Origin of the sequence: Streptomyces lydicamycinicus, from assembly GCF_000829715.2 — a bacterium.
Lineage (GTDB): Bacteria > Actinomycetota > Actinomycetes > Streptomycetales > Streptomycetaceae > Streptomyces > Streptomyces lydicamycinicus.
Genome location: NZ_BBNO01000004.1, coordinates 482405 through 504252, shown reverse-complemented (window position 1 = coordinate 504252; position 21848 = coordinate 482405). Strand labels below are relative to the sequence as shown.

General features: G+C 72.4%; 18 protein-coding genes. 13 read left to right on the top strand and 5 right to left on the bottom strand.

The features are described 5' to 3' along the window. Positions 1-291: 291 nt before the first annotated feature. From TU31_RS15550 to TU31_RS15535, 4 genes are all read left to right on the top strand, one after another. A complete protein-coding gene (locus tag TU31_RS15550; RefSeq protein ID WP_042154704.1) occupies positions 292-2181 on the top strand; it encodes an AMP-dependent synthetase/ligase in 1890 nt (629 codons plus the stop codon). A gap of 283 nt (positions 2182-2464) precedes the next feature. Beyond that, a complete protein-coding gene (locus TU31_RS15545; protein WP_078885797.1) occupies positions 2465-4573 on the top strand; it encodes an ATP-binding SpoIIE family protein phosphatase in 2109 nt (702 codons plus the stop codon). 52 nt (positions 4574-4625) lie between these two features. Beyond that, the gene (hemW, locus tag TU31_RS15540; RefSeq protein ID WP_042154702.1) at positions 4626-5858 is read left to right on the top strand and encodes a radical SAM family heme chaperone HemW; all 1233 of its coding nucleotides are present in this window, start codon (positions 4626-4628) and stop codon (positions 5856-5858) included. A 107-nt stretch (positions 5859-5965) separates the two neighbouring features. After that, positions 5966-6535 carry a Uma2 family endonuclease gene (locus TU31_RS15535; protein WP_042154700.1) on the top strand — a complete coding sequence of 190 codons (570 nt, stop codon included), beginning with the start codon at positions 5966-5968 and terminating at the stop codon, positions 6533-6535. Here the strand turns inward: TU31_RS15535 and TU31_RS15530 are convergent. Beyond that, on the bottom strand, positions 6513-7346 hold the full coding sequence (locus TU31_RS15530; RefSeq protein ID WP_042154698.1) for a DUF3097 domain-containing protein: 834 nt from the start codon (positions 7344-7346) through the stop codon (positions 6513-6515). The genes TU31_RS15535 and TU31_RS15530 overlap by 23 nt on opposite strands. Before the next feature lie 147 nt (positions 7347-7493). Then, a complete protein-coding gene (locus TU31_RS15525) occupies positions 7494-8228 on the bottom strand; it encodes an MBL fold metallo-hydrolase (RefSeq protein ID WP_042154696.1) in 735 nt (244 codons plus the stop codon). A 194-nt stretch (positions 8229-8422) separates the two neighbouring features. Between TU31_RS15525 and hrcA the strand changes: the two genes are divergently transcribed. The 4 genes from hrcA (at position 8423) to TU31_RS15505 (ending at position 12501) form a co-directional block, all read left to right on the top strand. After that, positions 8423-9439: a heat-inducible transcriptional repressor HrcA gene (gene hrcA, locus TU31_RS15520; protein ID WP_042154694.1), complete on the top strand. Its 1017-nt coding sequence runs from the start codon at positions 8423-8425 to the stop codon at positions 9437-9439. After that, on the top strand, positions 9440-10576 hold the full coding sequence (gene dnaJ, locus TU31_RS15515; RefSeq protein WP_042154692.1) for a molecular chaperone DnaJ: 1137 nt from the start codon (positions 9440-9442) through the stop codon (positions 10574-10576). It begins immediately after the preceding gene. A 96-nt stretch (positions 10577-10672) separates the two neighbouring features. Continuing rightward, a complete protein-coding gene (locus TU31_RS15510; RefSeq protein WP_042154691.1) occupies positions 10673-11761 on the top strand; it encodes a nitronate monooxygenase in 1089 nt (362 codons plus the stop codon). Further along, positions 11758-12501 (top strand): 16S rRNA (uracil(1498)-N(3))-methyltransferase, encoded by a 744-nt coding sequence (locus TU31_RS15505; protein WP_042154689.1) that lies wholly within the window; start codon positions 11758-11760, stop codon positions 12499-12501. The genes TU31_RS15510 and TU31_RS15505 overlap by 4 nt, the downstream gene beginning before the upstream one ends. 243 nt (positions 12502-12744) lie before the next feature. Here TU31_RS15505 and TU31_RS15500 read toward each other — a convergent pair whose 3' ends face one another. Beyond that, positions 12745-15222 carry a hypothetical protein gene (locus TU31_RS15500; RefSeq protein WP_042154687.1) on the bottom strand — a complete coding sequence of 826 codons (2478 nt, stop codon included), beginning with the start codon at positions 15220-15222 and terminating at the stop codon, positions 12745-12747. A 181-nt stretch (positions 15223-15403) separates the two neighbouring features. After that, the gene (locus TU31_RS15495; protein WP_042155497.1) at positions 15404-15832 is read right to left on the bottom strand and encodes an OsmC family protein; all 429 of its coding nucleotides are present in this window, start codon (positions 15830-15832) and stop codon (positions 15404-15406) included. 223 nt (positions 15833-16055) lie between these two features. Here TU31_RS15495 and TU31_RS15490 point away from each other — a divergent pair, with 223 nt between their 5' ends. Both TU31_RS15490 and TU31_RS15485 read left to right on the top strand, forming a co-directional pair. Then, on the top strand, positions 16056-16415 hold the full coding sequence (locus tag TU31_RS15490; RefSeq protein WP_042154686.1) for a histidine triad nucleotide-binding protein: 360 nt from the start codon (positions 16056-16058) through the stop codon (positions 16413-16415). Between the two features lie 6 nt (positions 16416-16421). Then, complete coding sequence (locus tag TU31_RS15485; protein WP_042154683.1) at positions 16422-17327, top strand: ribonuclease Z; 906 nt, start codon at positions 16422-16424, stop codon at positions 17325-17327. Between the two features lie 76 nt (positions 17328-17403). Here the strand turns inward: TU31_RS15485 and TU31_RS15480 are convergent, their stop codons facing one another. After that, positions 17404-18216 (bottom strand): HAD family acid phosphatase, encoded by an 813-nt coding sequence (locus tag TU31_RS15480; RefSeq protein WP_042154681.1) that lies wholly within the window; start codon positions 18214-18216, stop codon positions 17404-17406. Between the two features lie 204 nt (positions 18217-18420). On the opposite strand from TU31_RS15480, the gene TU31_RS15475 reads away from it, so the two are divergent. The 3 genes from TU31_RS15475 (at position 18421) to TU31_RS15465 (ending at position 21809) form a co-directional block, all read left to right on the top strand. Further along, positions 18421-19761, top strand: coding sequence for a glucarate dehydratase family protein (locus tag TU31_RS15475; RefSeq protein WP_042154679.1), 1341 nt, complete (start codon positions 18421-18423; stop codon positions 19759-19761). A gap of 333 nt (positions 19762-20094) precedes the next feature. Further along, a complete protein-coding gene (locus tag TU31_RS15470) occupies positions 20095-21180 on the top strand; it encodes an S-(hydroxymethyl)mycothiol dehydrogenase (protein ID WP_042154677.1) in 1086 nt (361 codons plus the stop codon). Continuing rightward, positions 21180-21809: an MBL fold metallo-hydrolase gene (locus TU31_RS15465; protein WP_042154675.1), complete on the top strand. Its 630-nt coding sequence runs from the start codon at positions 21180-21182 to the stop codon at positions 21807-21809. The genes TU31_RS15470 and TU31_RS15465 overlap by 1 nt, the downstream gene beginning before the upstream one ends. Positions 21810-21848: the final 39 nt, after the last annotated feature.

Below are 21848 nucleotides of genomic sequence, written 5' to 3'. Positions count from 1 at the left end.
TCGGTCCCCATGGCGGGCCGGCGCCCTGCCGGCTTTCCGGCCGTAGTCGGGAGGAATGCCCGGGAGGGCACCAGGGGTGGCGCGCTCCGGCCCGCCGGGTGTGATCTGGTGGTGATGACCGGCGCGGCTCACAATCGGGGCATTGTGCGTGCTACGTACAGCTATCGCACCGGTCACATCGTGAACCAGTAGGTCGCAGCCCCTTACGTGGCGGCGCATCGCGCTCTAGTCTGATCACGCTCAAAGGTTACTCGCGAGTCACCAGCAACGAAGCGGGCCCCGGAGGACGCCGTGACGGACACCCACACGCTGATCGAAAACCGGCCGCCCTCGGTGGCCCACCTCTTCCTGGAGCGGGTGGCGGCCACGCCCGACATCGAGGCCTATCGCCATCCCGTCCCCCCGGCCTCCGGCCAGGGGCCGGACGACTGGAAGGCGATCAGCTGGGCCCAGGCCGCGGAGCGGGTCTACGCCGTGGCCGCCGGACTCATCGCACTCGGCGTACATCCCGAGGAGCGGGTGGCGCTGGCCTCGAACACCCGCGTCGAATGGATCCTCGCCGACCTCGGGGTGCTCTGCTCCGGCGCCGCCACCACCACGGTCTACCCCAGCACCAACGCCGAGGAGACCGCGTACATCCTGTCCGACTCCGGCAGCCGGGTGCTGATCGCGGAGGACGCCGGACAGCTCGCCAAGGCCCGCGAGCGGCGGGCGGAGCTGCCCGAGCTGGCGCATGTCGTCGTCATCGACGAGACGGGCGCGGAGCCCGCCGAGGGCGACCCGGAGGGCTGGGTGCTCACCCTCGCCGAGCTGGAGAAGCGCGGCACCGCCTATCTGGAGGAGCACCCGGAGTGCGTCAAGGAGCGGGTGGCCGCGCTGCGGGCCGACCAGCTGGCGACGCTCATCTACACCTCCGGGACCACCGGCCGCCCCAAGGGTGTCCGGCTGCCGCACGACTGCTGGTCGTACATGGCCCGCGCGATCCAGTCGACGGGGCTGGTCCATGAGGACGATGTGCAGTACCTCTGGCTGCCGCTGGCGCATGTCTTCGGCAAGGTGCTCACCGCCGGACAGATCGCGACCGGCCAGGTGATCGCCGTGGACGGCCGGGTCGACAAGATCATCGACAATCTGCCGGTCGTCCGGCCCACGTACATGGCTGCCGTGCCGCGGATCTTCGAGAAGGTCTACAACGGGGTCGCGGCAAAGGCCCGCGCGGGCGGCGGCGCCAAGTACAAGATCTTCCAATGGGCGGCCGAGGTGGCCCGCGAGTACGCCAAGGTCTCGCAGGACAACTTCCGCCGCACCGGCAGCGCCTCGGTACCGTTCGCGCTCGGCGCCAAGCACAAGATCGCCGACGCACTCGTCTACACCAAGCTGCGGGAGGCGTTCGGCGGCCGGCTGCGCGCCGCGGTCTCCGGATCGGCCGCGCTCTCGCCGGAGATCGGCTACTTCTTCTCCGGCGCCGGTATCCACATCCTGGAGGGCTACGGCCTGACGGAGTCCAGCGCCGCCAGCTTCGTCAACCCCGGCGAGGCCTACCGCACCGGCACGGTCGGCAAGCCGCTGCCCGGCACCGAGGTGCGGATCGCCGAGGACGGCGAGATCCTGCTGCGCGGCCCCGGCATCATGCAGGGCTACCACGGCCTGCCGGACAAGACCGCCGAGGTCCTGGAGGAGGACGGCTGGTTCCACACCGGCGACATCGGCGAGCTCTCCCCGGACGGCTATCTGCGGATCACCGACCGCAAGAAGGACCTGATCAAGACCTCGGGCGGCAAGTACATCGCGCCGGCCGAGGTGGAGGGACAGTTCAAGGCGGTCTGTCCGTTCGTCTCCAATGTGCTGGTGCACGGAGCCAACCGGAACTTCTGCACCGCGCTGATCGCCCTCGACGAGCCGACCATCCTGACCTGGGCGGCGGAGCACGGCCTGGGCGGCAAGGGCTACGCCGAGGTCGTCGCCACCGACCAGGTCCGGGAGCTGATCGACGGCTATGTCGAGCGGGTCAACGAGGGGCTCCAGCGCTGGCAGCAGATCCGCAAGTTCCGGCTGCTGCCGCGTGACCTGGACATCGAGCACGGCGAGGTGACCCCGAGCCTCAAGATCAAGCGGCCCGTGGTGGAGCGGACGTTCAAGGACCTGCTCGACGACATGTACACGGGGGCGCGCGAGGCGTAGCCGTACGGCACGGCGATACGGGTCCGGCGATACGGGCACTGCGGTACGGGACGGGCCGGTCGGCCCCGCCCCGTACCGCCGTGCCGTGCCGCTGTGCCGGTAGGTCCGCCTCGTGCCGCCGTGCCCGCGACTCCGCCCCCGTCGGCCAACTCCCGCGGTACGTCAGCCGAATTGATGGCTGCGACCACCCACTTCTGTGACTCAGTGCTTATGGCTGCGCTCGTTCTGTCACTCTGTCGGTGGCGCATCCGGCGCTGTAGCGGAGCTGGTCGGGAGTTGCTCAATGAGGACGACAACTTCGTCTCCACGGGACGACGACGTCACGGCGGCGCGCGCGACGAGGACGGACGGGTTCCCCGGCGGACCCGCGGCCGGGGCCGCCGACGGTCCCGCCGCCCGTTCCCGCCGGACCAGCCTGCCCGGTGATCCGCAGGCCGCTGCCGCCGCCCGGCGCTTCGTCCGGGCCACCTTCGCCGACTGGACCGGCCGGCGGCTGACCGGCGCGGAGAACCTGACCGACCGGCTCGCCGACGAAGCGGTACTGCTGGTCAGCGAGTTGGTGACGAACGCCGTCGTGCATGCGGGCACCACCGTCGAACTGCGCTGCCGGCTGTACCCGGAGGCCGGGCGGGACGGGAACGCGGAGCCGTACCGGCGCCGCGACCGTGAGCCGTACGAGGCGCCGCACCGCGAAGCGGCGGCCGCCCCCGGAGCCGGCACCGAGGACGCCTTTGGCCCCGGCATCGTCATCGAGGTCTCCGACCACCACCCCACCCAGCCGGTCCGCGCCCGTGCGGAGAGTGCCGCGTCCGAGAACGGCGGACACGGGCTCCAGCTGATCAGCGCGGTCGCCGAATCCTGGGGTGTCACCTACCGCCGGGCCATGAAGACCGTGTGGTTCCGGCTGCCCCTGGGGGCCACGGGCCGGCCCGAGCCCGAGTTCACCCTCGACAACCAGCTGCTCCAGCGCGAGCTGCGGGCCGCCGAGCTCCTCGCCCCGGCCCCGCGCCGGGCCGCCCGGCCGGAACCCGGCAGCGGCCGGGTCGACAACGGCGCCCTCTCCTTCCTCGCCGAGGCCTCCGATCTGCTCTCCGGTCAGCTCGACGCCGATCAAGTCGCCGCGCTCGCCGCTCAGTTGATCGTTCCCCGGCTCGCCGAGTGGTGTGCGGTGTGGCTGTACGACGGCGACGGCGGCGCACCCGGCCGGGGGATCGCCCAGGCCGGTGACGAGCAGCGGCTCGCCGGCGTCTGGCACACCAGCGAGAGCCGGATCGACGCGCTGCGCACGGCGCTGGAGAAGCAGCCGCCGGAGTTTCCGGGCGGCGGCGCGTCCGGCAGCGCACCGGGCGTCGTGCCCTGGCCCTGGCCGTACGAACCGGGCGGCTACGGTCCCGGCGGCGCCGCGCTGGCCTGCCCCCTGGTCGCCGGCGGCCGGCGGCTCGGCACCCTGCTGCTCGGCCGGGGCGGGCTGCCGCACTTCCCCGACGAGGTGGTCGCGCTGATCGAGGACCTGTGCCGCCGGGTCGCCCGCGCGGTCGCCACCGCCCGCGCCTACAGCCGCCAGGAGCGCATCAGTCAGGTCCTTCAGCGCCGGCTGCTGCCCCGGGGGCGGGCGCGGGTGCCCGGGGTGGAGTCGGCGGTGGTCTACGAACCGCGCGAGGGCGCCTGGGCGGGCGGCGACTTCTGGGACCTGTTCGACGCCGGGGACGGCCGCTGGTGCTTCGCGCTCGGCGATGTCTGCGGCAGCGGCCCGGAGGCGGCCGCGGTGACCGGGCTGGCCCGGCCGGTGCTGCGGCTGCTGGCCCGGGACGGCTTCGGGGTCGCGGCGGTGCTCGACCGGCTCAACAAGACCATGGCGCGGGAGGCCGCGGACTCGGTCGCGGCGGTCGCGGCGGCGGTGGCGGCGGCCGGCGCCGGGGCGGAGGCGCCGGTCGAGATCCGCGAGGAGGGCGAACAGGCCCGCTTCCTGTCCCTGCTCTACGGCGAGATCGTCCCGTACCCCAGCGGCTCCGGCGGCGCCCGCTGCACCCTCGCCAGCGCCGGCCACCCGCTGCCGCTGGTGCTGGGCACGGACGGCGGGGTGCGGGTGGTCGCGGCGCCGCAGATGCTGCTGGGGGTGGTCGAGGACGCGGCGTACGTAAGCGAATCGTTTGACCTCTGCCCAGGGGAGACGCTGCTGTGCGTCACCGACGGGGTGACCGAGCGGCGCTCGGGGCGGCGGCTCTTCGACGACGAGGACGGCCTCGCCACCGCCCTCGCCGCGGGCGCCGGCCTGGGCGCCACCGCCCTCGCGGACCACATCCGCCGCACCGTCCACGCCTTCGGCCCCACCCCGCCCGACGACGACCTGGCCCTGCTGGTCCTCCAGGCCTCGGGACCCGGGGTGTCCTGAGGCACAACGGCGCCGGACCGGCACCGCCCCGCGATGACGGACAATGGTTCCCATGCCTTCCGCACTGCCTGATGGTGAGCCGATGCCCGAGGACGGGGCGCTGCCCGGTCATACCGCGGCCGGGGCCGCCGGGCGCCCCCTCGGCTTCTATCTGCATGTGCCGTACTGCGCGACCCGCTGCGGCTACTGCGACTTCAACACCTACACCGCGAGCGAGCTGCGCGGCTCCGGCGGCGCCCTGGCCTCCCGGGACAACTACGCCGACACCGTCGTGGACGAGATCCGGCTGGCCCGCAAGGTGCTGGGCGACGACCCCCGCCCGGTCGAGACGGTCTTCGTCGGTGGCGGCACCCCGACCCTGCTGCCCGCCGCCGATCTCGCCCGGATGCTGGCCGCGATCCGCGAGGAATTCGGCCTCGCGCCCGGCGCGGAGATCACCACCGAGGCCAACCCGGAGTCCGTCGACCCCCGCTACCTCGACGAACTGCGCGCGGGCGGCTTCAACCGCGTCTCCTTCGGCATGCAGAGCGCCCGGCAGCACGTCCTGAAGATCCTCGACCGTACGCACACCCCCGGCCGCCCCGAGGCCTGTGTCGCCGAGGCCCGCGCCGCCGGCTTCGACCACGTCAACCTCGATCTGATCTACGGCACCCCGGGCGAGACCGACGACGACTGGCGCGCCTCCCTCGACGCCGCGATCGGCGCCGGCCCCGACCATGTCTCCGCCTACGCCCTGATCGTCGAGGAGGGCACCCAGCTGGCCCGCCGGATCCGCCGCGGCGAGGTCCCGATGACCGACGACGATGTGCACGCCGACCGCTACCTGATCACCGACGAACGCCTCGCCGCGGCCGGTTTCACCTGGTACGAGGTCTCCAACTGGGCCACCACCGACGCCGCCCGCTGCCGCCACAACGAGCTCTACTGGACCGGCGCCGACTGGTGGGGCGCCGGCCCCGGCGCCCACAGCCACGTCGGCGGCGTCCGCTGGTGGAACGTCAAACACCCCGGCGCCTACGCCCAGGCCCTCAGCGAGGGCCGCTCCCCGGGCGCCGGCCGGGAACTCCTCTCCGACGAGGACCGCCGCGTCGAACGCATCCTCCTGGAACTGCGGCTGGCGGACGGCTGCCCGCTGGACATCCTGGCCCCGGCCGGGGCGCGGGCGGCGGCGCGCGCGCTGGCCGACGGCCTCCTGGAGCCCGCGCCCTACGAGGCCGGCCGGGCCGTGCTGACCCTCCGGGGGCGGCTGCTGGCGGACGCGGTGGTGCGGGATCTGGTGGACTGATCACTCAACGGAGTGATCTCTGCGCAGGACCCGGCCACACCGGACCGCTCCGTCCCTAGCGTGCTGTCACAGGATTCAGCCGGTACGGAGGGACGGGCGGTGACGGCATGCATGATCGAGCCCTTGACGAGTACTTCGCGGAGTTCGAGCCTCCGGAGGGCCTCAGGGCGGAGTTACTACGCCGCGAAATTCTGCTGACGGGAGGGACGGACATCGTCCACAACCGGATCGTCAGCGATGTCACGGACCAGATTCCGCACGACCGCTGGCACAGATTCGCGACACAGCACCTGTCGTTCCCGGGGGAGCTCAGCAAGCCGCAGCCCGACCTCGTGGTGATGGAGCGCGGACGATGCGAGGGTTCCGGATGGCTGGTACCCGCTTCGGACGTGACGCTGTTGCTCGAGGTGGTTTCCCTGCGCAGCGCCGACCGCGACCACGGCCTGAAGCGCTCCATCTACGCCGCAGGGGAAATCCCCGCGTATCTGATCGTCGACCCGTATGACGCCCGCTGTGTACTGCTGTCGGAACCGGCCGGTGCGGGAGAGGAAGCCGACTACGAGGTTCAGCGCACCGTCTCGTTCGGTGCTCCTCTCCGCGTCGACGCCCTCGGCCTCAAGCTGGACACCTCCCGGTTCGGAACGCTTCCTGCCGTCACACGTCACCGCCGGCCGTGACGAAGTCGATCAGCTCCTCCACCCTCCCCAGCAGCGCCGGCTCCAGGTCCTTGTAGGAGTGCACGCAGGAGAGGATCCGCTGCCAGGCGGCGCCCGTGTTCTCCGGCCAGCCCAGTGCCCGGCAGACGCCCGTCTTCCAGTCCTGGCCGTGCGGAACGGTCGGCCAGGCCGGGATGCCGACCGAGGACGGTTTCACGGCCTCCCAGATGTCGATGTACGGGTGGCCCACCACCAGCGCGTGGTCACCGGTCACCTCGGCCGCGATCCGGGACTCCTTCGAGCCGGGTACGAGATGGTCGACGAGGACGCCGAGGCGGGCGTCCGGGCCGGGGGAGAAGCCGCGGACGATCGCGGGCAGGTCGTCGACGCCCTCCAGGTACTCCACGACGACGCCCTCGATGCGCAGGTCGTCGCCCCACACCCGTTCCACCAGCTCGGCGTCGTGCCGGCCCTCCACATAGATGCGCCCGGCGCGGGCGACCCGGGCGCGGGCGCCGGGGACGGCCAGCGACCCGGACGCCGTACGCGCCGGAGCGGTGGCGGCCGGCCCGCCCTGGGGGCGTACGAGCGTGACCACCTTGCCCTCCAGGAGGAAGCCGCGCGGCTCCATGGGGAACACGCGGTGCTTGCCGAAGCGGTCCTCCAGGGTGACCGTCGGGCCCTGCGCCGTCTTCTCGCAGCGGATCACCGCGCCGCAGAAGCCCGAGGTGACCTCCTCGACGACCAGATCGGGATCGGCGGGCACCTCGGGCGCGGGCCGCTGCTTCTTCCAGGGCGGGGTGAGGTCGGGGCTGTAGTGCCTGTTCTGCATCGAGTGGGGCCTGTTCTCTGCGGGTGGTCGGTGTTTCGGCCGGGGGTCCGGGGGGCGCCCCCGGGGGGATGCAGTCAGGGCGGGGTGAGGTCGGGGCTGTAGCGCTTGCTCTGCATGGGGGCCTGTCCGTGGGTGAGCGGGCGGGGGTCAGGAGGGGGCGACGCCGAAGCGGGCGGCGAGGGCGGCGCGCTGGGCGCGGACGAAACCGGCGTCCACCACGGCGCCGTGGCCGGGCACATACCGCGCGTCCTCGCCGCCGAGGGCCAGCAGCCGGTCCAGTGCGCCGGGCCACCGCTGCGGCAGCGCGTCCGGGCCCGCCTGGGGTTCGCCGGACTCCTCGACCAGATCGCCGCAGAAGACGATCTCCGGGGACCCGCCCCGGCCCGGTACCAGGACCGCGAGATCGTGCGCCGTGTGGCCGGGGCCGACATTGGCGAGCAGCACCTGCCGGTCGCCGAGCTCGACGGTCAGCTGGTCGTGGACGTGGTGGTGCGGGGCGACCAGCAGATCGGCGGCTTCGGCGGCCGCGTCACGGTCGACGCCGTGCCGTACCGCGTCGTGCCGCAGCTCGTCCTTGCCGCGGCGCAGCAGCTCGCCCAGTCCGGCCGCGCCGAAGACCTCGACGCCCGCGAACGCGGCGGTGCCCAGCACATGATCGAAATGCGGGTGGGTGAGCGCGATATGCGTCACGTCCCGGCCCAGCACCCCGCGGATCGCGCGCCGCAGATCCGCGCCGTCGCGCAGGGTCGCGCCGGTGTCGACGATCATGACGCCGGTGGTGCCCGCGATCACGCCGATCGTCTCGTCCCAGCCCGGCATCCGGCGTCTGGCGACACCGTCACCGAGCTGTTCCCAACCGGCCTCTTCCCAAGACGTGTGCATACCGAGACGCTAGCGCCATCGCGATAGCGTTGCCCGACAGATCGACCGAACACGGTCACCGGGCGGGTGCTGTGTGCGGCCGCCCTTGCCGTGTCCGTGCTACTCGGCCGTACACTGGCTCAAGGTCTGGCACTCGGCCCGTGTGAGTGCCAGGAGAGTCGAGACGGCGGACGGCCGGACTGGAGGTGCGCGGGATGCTCAGTGAACGCAGGCTCGAAGTGCTGCGCGCCATCGTCCAGGACTATGTCGGGACGGAGGAGCCGGTCGGCTCCAAGGCCCTGACCGAACGCCATCAGCTCGGCGTCTCCCCGGCCACCGTCCGCAACGACATGGCCGCCCTGGAGGACGAGGGTTTCATCGCCCAGCCGCACACGAGTGCCGGGCGCATCCCGACCGACAAGGGCTACCGCCTGTTCGTCGACAAGCTGGCCGGTGTGAAGCCGCTGTCCAGCCCGGAGCGGCGGGCGATCCAGAACTTCCTGGACGGCGCCGTCGATCTCGATGACGTGGTGGGCCGCACGGTCCGGCTGCTGGCGCAGCTGACCCGGCAGGTCGCGGTCGTGCAGTACCCGTCCCTGACCCGGTCCACGGTCCGGCACGTCGAGCTGCTGGCCCTGGCCCCGGCCCGGCTGATGCTGGTGCTGATCACGGACACCGGGCGGGTCGAGCAGCGGTTGATCGACTGCCAGGCGCCGTTCGGCGAGACCTCGCTGGCGGATCTGCGGGCCCGGCTCAACAGCCGGGTCGTGGGGCGCCGGTTCGCGGATGTGCCGCAGTTGGTGCAGGATCTCCCGGAGTCCTTCGAGCAGGACGACCGAGGCACGGTCTCGACAGTGCTGTCGGTGTTGCTGGAAACTTTGGTGGAGGAGACCGAAGAGCGGCTGATGATCGGCGGCACCGCTAATCTCACGCGCTTCGGGCACGATTTCCCACTGACCATCCGGCCGGTGCTGGAGGCACTGGAGGAGCACGTGGTGCTGCTCAAGCTGCTCGGGGAGGCCAAGGACTCGGGCATGACCGTACGTATCGGGCATGAGAATGCCCATGAAGGCCTGACGTCCACATCGGTCGTCGCGGTCGGCTACGGTTCGGGCGACGAGGCAGTCGCCAAACTCGGCGTGGTCGGACCGACCCGCATGGACTACCCCGGAACGATGGGAGCGGTACGCGCAGTGGCACGTTACGTCGGACAAATCCTCGCGGAGTCGTAAGTGGCCACGGATTACTACTCGGTCCTCGGTATCGGACGCGACGCCTCGCAGGACCAGATCAAGAAGGCCTTCCGTCGGCTGGCCCGTGAGCTGCACCCGGACGTGAACCCGGATCCGAAGACCCAGGAGCGGTTCAAGGAGATCAACGCCGCTTACGAGGTGCTCTCGGACCCGCAGAAGAAGCAGGTCTACGACCTCGGCGGGGATCCCCTCTCGCAGGCGGGCGGCGGCCAGGGTGCGGGCGGCTTCGGCGCGGGCTTCGGCAACTTCTCCGACATCATGGACGCGTTCTTCGGCACCGCGTCGCAGCGCGGGCCGCGCTCGCGCACCCGCCGCGGCCAGGACGCCATGATCCGGCTCGATGTCGAGCTGACCGAAGCGGCCTTCGGCACGACCAAGGACATCCAGGTCGACACCGCCGTCGTCTGTACGACGTGCAGCGGCGAGGGCGCGGCGCCGGGTACCTCGGCGCAGACCTGTGACATGTGCCGCGGCCGTGGTGAGGTCTCGCAGGTCACCCGGTCGTTCCTGGGCCAGGTCATGACCTCGCGGCCGTGCCCGCAGTGCCAGGGCTTCGGCACGGTCGTCCCCACGCCGTGCCACGAGTGCGCGGGCGACGGGCGGATCCGCTCCCGTCGCACCCTGACCGTCAAGATCCCCGCCGGTGTCGACAACGGCACTCGCATCCAGCTCGCGGGCGAGGGCGAGGTCGGCCCCGGCGGCGGCCCCGCCGGTGATCTCTACGTGGAGATCCACGAGCTGCCGCACCCGGTCTTCCAGCGGCGCGGCGACGATCTGCACTGCACGGTCACCATCCCGATGACAGCGGCGGCGCTGGGCACGAAGTGCCCGCTGGAGACGCTGGACGGGGTCGAGGAGATCGATGTCCGGCCCGGTACCCAGTCCGGCCAGTCGATCCCGCTGCACCAGCGCGGGGTGACCCATCTGCGCGGCGGCGGCCGCGGCGACCTCATCGTCCATGTCGAGGTGCAGACGCCCACCAAGCTCGACCCCGAGCAGGAGGAGGCGCTGCGGCGGCTGGCCAAGCTGCGCGGTGAGGAGCGGCCCACGGGGCAGTTCCAGCCGGGGCAGCAGGGTCTGTTCTCGCGGCTGAAGGATGCGTTCAACGGGCGATAGCCCAGGTCGGCCCGGGGTCCGCGGAGGTTCCCCGGGCCCGCTTGGCAGCCACCGCCCCCGTTCGGGGCGGTGCGGTGGGCGTGACACGATGTGCTCATGCCCACCGCACCGACCGATCTCTGCCGCTACCCGATCGTGCAGGCCCCGATGGCGGGAGGCGGCTCCGGACCCGAGCTCGCCGCCGCCGTCTGCGAGGCCGGCGGTCTCGGCTTCCTCGCCGCCGGCTACAAAACCGCCGACGGTATGTACCAGGAGATCAAACAGCTGCGGTCGCTGACCGACCGGCCCTTCGGCGTCAACCTCTTCATGCCGCAGCCCTCACTGGCCGACGGCTCCGTCGTCGAGGTCTACCGCGAACAGCTCGCCGGCGAGGCCACCTGGTACGAGACCGAACTCGGCGACACCGACGGGCCCATCGACGACGGCTACGAGGCCAAGCTCGCGATACTGCGCGAGGACCCGGTGCCGGTGGTGTCCTTCACCTTCGGCTGCCCCTCGCGTGCCGTCCTCGACGCGTTCGCCAAGGTCGGTACGTACACCGTCGTCACGGTCACCACCGCCGCCGAGGCACAGGCCGCGCAGTGGTCGGGTGCGGACGCGGTGTGTGTGCAGGGCGTGGAGGCCGGCGGCCACCAGGGCACCCACCGGGACGATCCGCACGCGGACGGGACCGGCGCGGGGCTGGGGCTGCTCGCGGCGCTCGGCCAGGTCCGGGAGGCCGTGCAGATTCCGATGATCGCCGCGGGCGGGCTGATGCGCGGGTCGCAGATCGCGGCGGTGCTGGCCGCCGGGGCGACCATGGCGCAGCTGGGCACCGCCTTCCTCGCCACCCCCGAGTCGGGCGCCAACCCGCTGCACAAGCAGGCGCTGACCAACCCCCTGTTCACGCATACGGAGTTGACCCGGGCGTTCTCCGGGCGGCCGGCCCGCGGGCTGGTGAACCGCTTCCTGCGCGAGCACGGCCCGTACGCACCGGCCGCCTACCCGGCCGTCCACTACCTCACCTCCACCGTGCGCAAGGCCGCCGCCAAGGCGGGCGACGCCCAGGGCATGAACCTGTGGGCCGGGCAGGGCCACCGGCTGGCGCGGGAACTGCCCGCCCGGCAGCTGGTGGAGGTGCTGGCGGCCGAACTGGACGCCGCACGCGCCGCGTTGCAGCGCACCGCCAACGGAAACGCCTCATGACCGCGCCGGTCTTCCTCGTCGAATCGCTCGCGGGCGTACGGGCCGGCGGCACTCTGACGCTGGACGGGCCCGAGGGCCGGCACGCGGTCTCGGTGCGCCGGCTGCGGACCGGCGAGGAGGTCGTCCTGACGGACGGTCACGGCACCGGCGCCCACGGCACGGTCGCCGCCGTCGAGGGCAAGGACCGGCTCACCGTCGCGGTCACCGAACTCCGCACCGAGGACCCGCCCCGCCCCACGATCACCGTCGTCCAGGCGCTGCCCAAGGGCGACCGCGGGGAGCTGGCCGTCGAGACGATGACCGAGACCGGGGTGGACGCCATCGTGCCCTGGCCGGCGGCGCGTTGTGTCACCCAGTGGAAGGGCGAGCGGGCCGCCAAGGCGCTGGGCAAATGGCGCGCCACTGCCCGGGAGGCCGGTAAGCAGTCGCGCCGGCTGACCTTCCCCGAGGTCGCCGACCCGCTGACGACCAAGCAGGTGGCCGCGCTGCTCGCCGACGCCGACTTCGCGGCCGTCCTCCACGAGGAGGGCAGCACACCGCTCGCCACCGCCGAACTCCCCGCCGAGGGCCGGATCGTGCTCGTCGTCGGCCCGGAAGGCGGGGTCTCCCCGGAGGAACTCACCACCTTCGCCGAGGCCGGCGCCAAGCCCTACCGGCTGGGGAAGACCGTGCTGCGCACCTCGACGGCCGGCACGGCGGCCACGGCGCTGCTGCTGGGGCGTACGGGGCGGTGGAGCTGAGCGCTGCGCTTTGCTTTCGGCCCACGTTTTTGGCTGTCCCGCCGTGGGGGTTGCTCGCCGTGGCGCCTGCGGCGGGCCGTGCCGCTGCGCGGGGCTGTCGGGTGCGGTGACGGGCCTCCGCGGGTGGGGTGCCGGACTGCTTCGCTTTACGTCCGGACACCCACCCGCTCCGGCCCGTCCCCTCCCGTTGGGGGTGGGGAGAAGGCCGGTGGGGGGTGGTGTCGGTGGTTCGGTGCCTGGTGGTCAGGCCGATGGGTGTGTGATCGCGGCTGCTGTCGCGCACAGCTCCGGGAGGGTGCCGGCGAAGGTCGGGAGCAGTTGGAGGGCGACGGCCCAGGCTTCGGGGTCGGTGCCCAGTTGCTCGGCGGTCAGTGCGGTTGCCTGGGTGCGCAGTTCCTGCCGGTCGGCCTTTTTCTCGCGGGAGTTGAGCGCGTGGCGGAGGTGGGACAGCGCCCGGCGTGCGGGGGCGGCATGGGTCAGGAGGTCCTCCGGGGTGAGCGTGCCGTGCCGGAGGGCGAGCTGGGGCCACACGGTGCTGTAGCGGTCCAGCTCCGGGATGTCCGGCAGTAGGGCAAGCAGCAGTTCGCGCGGGCAGTCCGCGCGCTCCGCGAGGTCTTGGGCGGCGCTGGGGGTCAGCCTGCCGGAGCGGTACGCCGCGATCAGCTCGGGCCAGGGCAGCGGGATGCCCTCGCCGGTGAGCTTGTGCGGCTGGCTGCCGTCGTAGCCCGGTGCCTTGTTGAGGAACACCAGCAGCTTCTCCGGGTCCTCCTCCGCGGCCAGGCGGGCGCGCAGCCGGTCCAGGCCGTCCGGGGCGTCGAGCAGCTTCTCGGTCTGCCGGCGGAGGGTGACCGGGAGCCGGTCCATCGCCAGGATCTCGCGCACCGCGTCCGGGCCGCCGCGCTGCCACACGGCCACCAGCAGCCGCAGCCGGGCCGCGGGTATCCGCAGCTTCAGCCGCCCGACGAGCGTGCGCGCCACACCCAGGTCACCGGAGTCCAGGCCGGCGATGAGCCAGTGACGGTAGTGGCCGAGGTTGGTCTCCCGCAGGACGGCGAGCAACTCCTCGGGGACGGCGCGGACACCGCCGCCGCGCAGCCGTCCGGCGAGCATCCGCACCCGTTCCTCCTGGTCGATGCCGCAGTGGAAGAACAGGTTGGCGTCCACCTGCGGTTCGTCGAGATCGAGGAGGTACGCCAGCTTCTCGGGGGAGAGGGCGGTGGTGGCGGCCTGCGCGGCCTGCGCTGCCACCCCGTGGGCGGCGATGACCGCGTCCCGGACGGCCGGCGCCGGATCGCCGTACACCAGGAGATGCTGCACGGCCCGGGCGTCGAAGTGCGGGACGACGGCGATCTGGGCCTCTTCGGAGGCGCACTGGAACAGGTGCAGGAACGCGGCCCGGGACGCCTCGGGGGGAGTGGCCGGGAACACCGCCTCCAAGGGGCGCGGCCAGCTGGTGTTGCGCTTCTGGCGGGAGGTGGCCGAGGCGGCGTCGTCGATGAGCTCGGCGACGCTGCCCCGGGCCCGCCCCATCCGGGCGTAGCACGTCAGCCAGTTGACCGGGTCCGTGCCCAGTCGGTCGAGCAGTCCGGCGAGGGTCTTACGGGTCGGCTCGTGGTCGTAGGGCAGCGAGCCGAGCACCTCCGCGGCCGGCGTCACTTCCGCCAGTACGCGGTCCACCGGCAGCCGGCCCGTACGGAGACCACGCCCGAGGACCTCGTCGAAGGGCACCTTGCCCGCTGCCGCCTCGGGCCCCACCAGCACCTCGAACGGCAGCTCGGCGGCGACCCGCGAGGTGGTCCAGGGGTTGGCGCGGAAGCACTCCATGACGAGCTCCTCCGGGCAGCCTTCCCACCGGCTGAGCTGCAACAGGCCGTGGTCGCCGCGCGCGCCGCGGCGGCGCGACGGCTCGGTCCCGAAGGGCAGCCGGGCGTGCTCGCGGCGGACCAGCTCCCAGTCCAGGGCGGCGGGCCGGGGGCCCGGGTGGCTGCCCTCACGGACCTTCAGCAGGGCCCGCAGCACGGCGGGGTCGGTCCATTCGCCGGCCGGCCGCCGCTCCCTCAGGAACGACTCCGGGTCATCGTCGGCCGCGGCCGCCCGCATCAGATCCAGCAGCTCCGGCCGCCCGAGGTCGAAGTCCTCGATCCGCTCGACACCGTCGGCGAAGGCCGGCAGCGCCTCCGCACCCGCCAGTTGCACCATGGCTATGCAGGCGTCGACCGCGACCGGCAGCGGGAGGAGCCGGGCCAGCTGGACCAGGGTGAAGGAGATCAGCTGGGGGAACGGGCCGGTCAGGGCGGGAAGCAGCTCAATGCTGGTGGCCTCCTCCTGGAGCAGCGGGACGAGGCCGTCCTCGGCCACCCAGCGCGGGTCCGTGACGTCGGCGGCGCGCAGAATCGCCGGCAGCAGATCCGGCAGGTCCCTCGCCCGCCCGGTCCGGCCCGTTCCGATGCGGTAGCGCGCCCGCCACACCGCGCGGGCGATCACCGGATCGCCGGTCTCCGCCGCCCGTAGCAAGAACGCCTCGGGATCGGCGTCCAGCGCGGCACGCAGCGCCTGGCCACCCGGCCCGATCAGGGTCTCCACCATTTCCTCCGGCAGCCCGAACCGGTCGGCCAGCGCGGTCAGCAGCTCCGGGCGCTGCCGCTCGGCGAGCGCATCGGCGGTGTCCGGTGCGGCGAGCCGCAGGGCCAGACGGAGCGGGGTGGCGGGGTGGTGGGTCACGTGCGGGAGTCCCTTCGCGGGGCGGGCGTGCGGAGGTCCACGGAACGGCACCGGGCCCTTCCGCAGCACAAAGATCGTGGCACAGCCCACTGACAACGCGACGGTGCGCCGGACGTGCCCTCAGGGGACGTCCGGCGCACCGCCGTTCACACACGGAGGACCGGCCCGGCCGGCCGCCCCGTCAGATCAGCTCGGCCGCCAGCGTGATGTTCTTGACGCCCGCCAGCGCCTGGCTCACCGGGCAGTTGGCCTTGGCGTCCTGGGCCGCCGCCTGGAAGTCCTCCTCGGACAGTCCGGGGACGCGGGCCTTGACGGTCAGTGCGATACCGGTGATGCCCTCACCGGGCTGGAAGGTGACATCGGCCTGGGTGTCCAGGGCCTCGACGGTGTATCCCTTGCCCGCCAGGCCGTGCGAGAAGGCCATCGAGTAGCAGGAGGAGTGGGCCGCCGCGATCAGTTCCTCGGGGCTGGTGACGCCGTTGGGCTGCTCCGCGCGGGCGGGCCAGTTCACGTCGTACGTACCGACCTTGGAGGACTCCAGGGCGACGGTGCCCTTGCCCTCCAGGAGGTTGCCTTCCCAGTGGGTCTTGGCGGTGCGCGTGGTTGCCATGGTGCAGAACTCCCGGTTGTGGGCGAAAGGGATCACCGCCCAGCTTAATGATCCGGCGGCCCGGTGCCCGGCCGACCCGTGGGCGTGCCCGCCGCGGGGCCGGGCCCGGGCGGGCGCAGCCGCGCGGCGGGCGGGCCGGGTGGACGCTCCGGTGCGGCCCGCCCGGTAGCATCCGAGGCCGTGCGCACCGTGCGCCGGACGGATGACCTGGGAGGAGCCACCCGTGGCGGGAGAACCGCAGGCCGACTGCCTGTTCTGCAAGATCGTGGCGAGGGAGGTGCCGGCGACCATCGTCCGGGAGACGGAGACCACTGTCGCCTTCCGCGACATCAACCCCCAGGCGCCGACCCATGTCCTGATCATCCCCAAGGTGCACTACCAGGACGCCGCGGCCCTCGCCGCCGCCGAACCGCAGATCGTCGCCGACATACTGCGGGAGTCCCGGGAGGTCGCCGCCGAGGAGAAGGTGGAGGACCGGGGCTACCGGGTCGTCTTCAACACCGGAGCAGGCGCGGGCCAGACCGTCTTCCACGCCCACCTGCACGTGCTCGGCGGCCGTGGCCTCCAGTGGCCGCCCGGATAACTGACCGTGTCCGTACGTGAATTGGTGATCCTCGGCACCGCCAGTCAGGTCCCCACCCGGCACCGCAACCACAACGGCTATCTGCTGCGCTGGGACGGTCAGGGGCTGCTCTTCGACCCCGGCGAGGGCACTCAGCGCCAGATGCTGCGGGCCGGGGTCGCCGCGCACGACCTCAACCGGATCTGCATCACGCACTTCCACGGTGACCACTCGCTCGGCCTGGCCGGTGTGATCCAGCGGATCAACCTCGACCAGGTGCCGCACCCGGTCACCGCCCACTACCCGGCCAGCGGGGAGCGCTTCTTCGACCGGCTGCGCTATGCCACCGCCTACCGGGAGACGGTCCGGCTGGTCCAGCGGCCGGTCGCCGTCGACGGTGAGCTGGAGCGCTCGCCGGCGTACGTCCTGGAGGCGCGCAAGCTCTCCCACCCGGTCGAGTCGTACGGCTACCGCCTCGTCGAACCGGACACCCGCCGGATGCTGCCGGACCGGCTGGCGGAGCACGGTATCGCCGGGCCGGACATCGGGCGGCTCAAGCAGCTCGGCGAGCTGAACGGCGTCACCCTCGACGAGGTGAGCGAGCGGCGGCGGGGCCAGCGGTTCGCGTTCGTCATGGACACCCGGCTGTGCCCCGGGGTCCATGCGCTCGCCGAAGGGGCGGACATGCTGGTCATCGAGTCGACGTTCCTGGATGAGGACGTCCAGCTCGCCGTGGACCACGGGCATCTGACCGCCGGGCAGGCCGCGGAGGTGGCCGCACGGGCCGGTGTGCGGCATCTGGTGCTGACGCACTTCTCGCAGCGCTACGACGACCCCACGGAGTTCGAGCGGCAGGCCCGCGCGGCGGGGTACACCGGCGAACTGACCATCGCCCGGGACCTGTCGCGGGTGCCGCTGCCCAAACGGCGCTGAGGGCGGCGGGCCGGGGCGTGACACCGCCCGGCCCGCCCGGCCCGGCCCCGTGGGACCGGACCCGCACGCCTCCGCCTTACGGCAGGTAGTACATCGGGTTGGGCAGCTTGAACGTCCGGTCCGCGGCGCCGCCGCGCAGATCGCTGTACTGGTCCCCGAAGCTGGCGACGATGTTGTAGCCGAGGGACTCGATGTGCTTGCGGGTGCCCGACTTGTACTCGATGGTCGTGCAGGTGGCACCGCAGGGCAGGTAGGCCGGCGGGTGCTCCTTGTCCTTCAGGTAGACGTGCCGGCGGTCCAGGGGCATGCCGTAGCCGACGTTCTTGAGGTTGCGGACGCTCCAGGCGCGCTGCGCCTCCTTGCGGCCGGTGAGGAAGAAGACCTCGGCGCCCTTGTCGTGCGCCCAGTTGACCAGCCGGTCCATGCCGAAGACCGGGTCCATGTCGGTGTGGGCCAGGTACTTGTCCTGGCTCTCCTCGGTGAAGTGGAAGCCGACCTGGAGCTCGTAGTTGTAGGTGAGCAGGGTGGTGTCGTCGATGTCGAGCACGATGGCCGGCTTGGCCTTGCCCGTGCGGTCGTGCCGCGCGAGGGCCTTCGACAGATAGGCGCGGGCCTTGGCCTCTATGCCGCGGACCTGATGTGCGTAGTTGCTGCGCGGGGAGGCGTAGTGCTCGCCGTCCGCCGTCACCGTGTCGCCGTAGTACGCCTTGATCTTGTCCTGCACCTGCGTGAGGTTCGGGATCTCCTTGTCGGTGCGCGGTACGGAGTGTTCGGCGGTGGCCTGGCCGATGCCGAAGACGGCGGTGCCGGCGACGAGGGCGGCGACCGTGGTGGCGCCGAGGCGGGCCCTCCGGGAGAGGGTGGGGCGGAAACGGGCGGGACGGGGCATGCGCGGCTCCTCCGGGAGACATGAGCGGACCCCGTAGGTCTAACAGAGCCTCACATCCGTATCTACGCGCGCAGATTCAACCCTTGGTAAAAGCTGACCGCGGTGCGGAATTGACGGTCGCTGTGCGGGATCCCTAACCTCCAACTCCTTCTGTAGACGTCATCTACATATGAAAACAGCCCTCGGCCTCGTAGGAGCTTCCGGATGACCGATGCCCGGCACGGCCTCATCATCACCGAGGTCCGGCTCACCCCGGTCCTGGTGGCCGATCCGCCGCTGCTGAACACGCAGGGCGTACACCAGCCGTACACCCCACGGCTGATCATCGAGGTGACCACCGAGGGCGGCGTCACCGGGCTCGGCGAGACCTACGGGGACACCGGCTACCTGGCCCTGGCCCAGCCGTTGGCCGGTGCGCTGATCGGCCGGTCGGTCACGGATCTGAACGGACTGCCCGAGCTGGCCGCCGAGGTGTGCGGGGACCCGCGGGGCGCGACCGGCGCCGGTGCCGTGGACGCCGGCGGGCTGCGCGGCGCCCGGACCGCCGGAAAACTGCGGCTCTCCGTCCTCTCCGGCTTCGAGGTCGCCTGCCTGGACGCCTGGGGCCGGGCCACCGGACTGCCCGTACACGCCCTGCTGGGCGGCAAGGTCCGCGACCGGGTGGAGTTCAGCGCCTACCTCTTCTACCGCTGGGCCGAACACCCGGGCGGCCGCGGCGAACGCGACGACTGGGGCGCGGCGCTCGACCCCGCCGGTGTCGTCGCCCAGGCCCGCCGGTTCGCCGACACCTACGGCTTCACGTCCTTCAAGCTCAAGGGCGGCGTCTTCCCGCCCGACGAGGAGATCGCCGCGGTCCGGGCGCTGGCCGCCGAGTTCCCCGGTCAGCCGCTGCGCCTCGACCCCAACGGGGCCTGGAGCGTGCCGACTTCCTGCCGGGTGGCGGACGAGCTGGCGGACGTCGTGGAGTATCTGGAGGACCCCACGAGCGGTACGGCAGGGATGGCGGAGGTGGCGGCCGCCCTGCGCGGGGCGCGGCCGGGCGCCTCCGGACGGGCCCGCCTCCCGCTGGCCACCAACATGTGCGTGACGACCTTCGACGAGATCGCCGAGGCGTTCGCCCGGGACGCGGTCCAGATCGTGCTCTGTGACCACCACTACTGGGGCGGGCTGCGCAACACCCGCGAACTCGCCGCCATCTGCCGTACCTTCGGCGTCGGCCTGTCCATGCACTCCAACACCCATCTGGGCATCAGCCTCGCCGCGATGACCCAGGTCGCGGCGACCGTGCCGCATCTCGGCCACGCCTGCGACAGCCACTACCCCTGGCAGACCGAGGACGTCCTCACCGAGCGGATCGGCTTCCGCGACGGCCGGGTGGACGTCAGCGACGCCCCCGGCCTCGGCGTCACCCTCGACCGCGACCGGCTCGCCGTACTGCACCGCCGCTGGCGGGCCGACGACGGCGGACTGCGCGACCGCGATGACGCCGCCGCCATGCGGCACGCGGACCCCGGCTGGGTCACCCCCGCCACGCCGCGCTGGTGACCGCGGGGGCCGGCCCTCGCCCTGGTCAACTCCCTGGGAAACCTCGGCGGTTTCGTCTCACCGGCCGCCTTCGGCACCTCCAGGACGCCACCGGCTCGACCCGTGGCGGGCTGATCGGGCTCGCGGCGGTGGGCGTCCTGGCGGCCGCCGGCGCCGCCCCGGTCCGCGGCGGCGGGCAGCACGAGCGGGCCCGTGGCCGGCGGCCCCGGGACGGAGATCACGGACCCGGCCGTGGTCCTGTGCGCGGTGGCCCGGCACGCGTACGGTGAGGCACGGCTCAGTGGCGGTGCGCCACAGTGGTCCCGTAAGTGATCTTTGAAAGGGGCTGTCCCGATGGCACAGGAAGTGCGCGGCGTGATTGCGCCGGGGAAGAACGAACCGGTCCGGCTGGAGACCATCCTGGTGCCGGACCCGGGTCCCGGCGAGGCCGTGGTGAAGATCCAGGCGTGCGGGGTGTGCCACACCGATCTGCACTACAAGCAGGGCGGCATCAACGACGACTTCCCGTTCCTGCTCGGGCACGAGGCGTCCGGCGTGGTGGAGTCGGTCGGCTCCGGCGTCACCGATGTGGCGCCCGGCGATTTCGTCATCCTCAACTGGCGTGCGGTGTGCGGCCAGTGCCGGGCGTGCCTGCGCGGCCGTCCGCAGTACTGCTTCGACACCCACAATGCCCGGCAGAAGATGACGCTGAAGGACGGCACGGAACTGAGCCCCGCGCTGGGCATCGGCGCCTTCGCCGACAAGACGCTGGTCGCCGCCGGACAGTGCACCAAGGTCAACCCCGAGATCGCGCCCGAGGCGGCCGGTCTGCTGGGCTGCGGGGTGATGGCGGGCATGGGCGCCGCGCTCAACACCGGCGGTGTCGCACGCGGCGACGCGGTCGCGGTCATCGGCTGCGGCGGCGTCGGCGACGCGGCCGTGATGGGTGCCCGGCTGGCCGGCGCGGCCAAGATCATCGCGGTGGACATCGACGACCGCAAGCTGGAGACCGCCCGCTCCATGGGCGCCACCCATACCGTCAACTCCCGCTCCACCGACCCCGTCGAGGCGATCCGCGAGCTGACCGGCGGCTTCGGCGCGGACGTCGTCATCGAGGCGGTCGGCCGCCCGGAGACCTACCGGCAGGCGTTCTACGCCCGTGACCTGGCCGGAACCGTCGTCCTGGTGGGCGTCCCCACCCCGGACATGACCCTGGAACTCCCCCTCCTGGACGTCTTCGGCCGCGGCGGCGCCCTCAAGTCCTCCTGGTACGGCGACTGTCTGCCCTCCCGCGACTTCCCGATGCTGGTCGATCTGCATCTCCAGGGCCGGATCGACCTGGGGGCGTTCGTCACCGAGACCATCGGCATCGAGGACGTGGAACAGGCCTTCGCGCGGATGCACGCGGGCGACGTACTGCGTTCGGTGGTGACCCTCTGATGGCGGCCCGCATCGACCACCTGGTCACCTCCGGCACCTTCTCCCTCGACGGCGGCACCTGGGACGTCGACAACAACGTCTGGATCGTCGGCGACGACGACGAGGCGATCGTCATCGACGCCGCCCACGACGCCGACGCCATCGTCGAGGCCCTCGGTGGCCGGACGCTGCGCGCGATCATCTGCACCCATGGGCACAACGACCACATCGACGCGGCCCCGGCGCTCGCCTCCCGCACGGGCGCCCGGATCCATCTGCACCCCGCCGACCTGCCGTTGTGGAAGATGACCCATCCGGGCACCCCACCGGACGCGGAGCTGGCGGACGGTCAGGTGCTGACCATCGCCGGTACGGACCTGACCGTGCTGCACACCCCGGGCCATGCCCCCGGCGCGGTCTGCCTCCACGCACCCGACCTGCGCACCGTCTTCACCGGCGACACCCTCTTCCAGGGCGGCCCCGGCGCCACCGGCCGGTCCTTCTCGGACTTCCCGACGATCGTCGCCTCGATCCGCGACCGGCTGCTGACCCTGCCCCCGGAGACGGAGGTCCGCACCGGACACGGCGATCCGACGACGATCGGGACGGAGGCCCCGCACCTGGAGGAGTGGATCAAGCGGGGGCACTAGAACGGCGGGCCCCAGGGCGTGTCCGCATGGATCGCGAAA

Bases quoted from the DNA above. Each gene is read 5' to 3' on its own strand.
- TU31_RS15470 (WP_042154677.1), top strand. From the start codon at position 20,095: ATGGCACAGGAAGTGCGCGGCGTGATTGCGCCGGGGAAGAACGAACCG.
- TU31_RS15475 (WP_042154679.1), top strand. From the start codon at position 18,421: ATGACCGATGCCCGGCACGGCCTCATCATCACCGAGGTCCGGCTCACC.
- TU31_RS15465 (WP_042154675.1), top strand. From the start codon at position 21,180: ATGGCGGCCCGCATCGACCACCTGGTCACCTCCGGCACCTTCTCCCTC.
- hemW (WP_042154702.1), top strand. From the start codon at position 4,626: ATGCCTTCCGCACTGCCTGATGGTGAGCCGATGCCCGAGGACGGGGCG.
- TU31_RS15525 (WP_042154696.1), bottom strand. From the start codon at position 8,228: ATGCACACGTCTTGGGAAGAGGCCGGTTGGGAACAGCTCGGTGACGGT.
- TU31_RS15530 (WP_042154698.1), bottom strand. From the start codon at position 7,346: ATGCAGAACAGGCACTACAGCCCCGACCTCACCCCGCCCTGGAAGAAG.
- TU31_RS15505 (WP_042154689.1), top strand. From the start codon at position 11,758: ATGACCGCGCCGGTCTTCCTCGTCGAATCGCTCGCGGGCGTACGGGCC.
- TU31_RS15480 (WP_042154681.1), bottom strand. From the start codon at position 18,216: ATGCCCCGTCCCGCCCGTTTCCGCCCCACCCTCTCCCGGAGGGCCCGC.
- hrcA (WP_042154694.1), top strand. From the start codon at position 8,423: ATGCTCAGTGAACGCAGGCTCGAAGTGCTGCGCGCCATCGTCCAGGAC.
- TU31_RS15545 (WP_078885797.1), top strand. From the start codon at position 2,465: ATGAGGACGACAACTTCGTCTCCACGGGACGACGACGTCACGGCGGCG.
- TU31_RS15535 (WP_042154700.1), top strand. From the start codon at position 5,966: ATGCATGATCGAGCCCTTGACGAGTACTTCGCGGAGTTCGAGCCTCCG.
- TU31_RS15495 (WP_042155497.1), bottom strand. From the start codon at position 15,832: ATGGCAACCACGCGCACCGCCAAGACCCACTGGGAAGGCAACCTCCTG.
- TU31_RS15510 (WP_042154691.1), top strand. From the start codon at position 10,673: ATGCCCACCGCACCGACCGATCTCTGCCGCTACCCGATCGTGCAGGCC.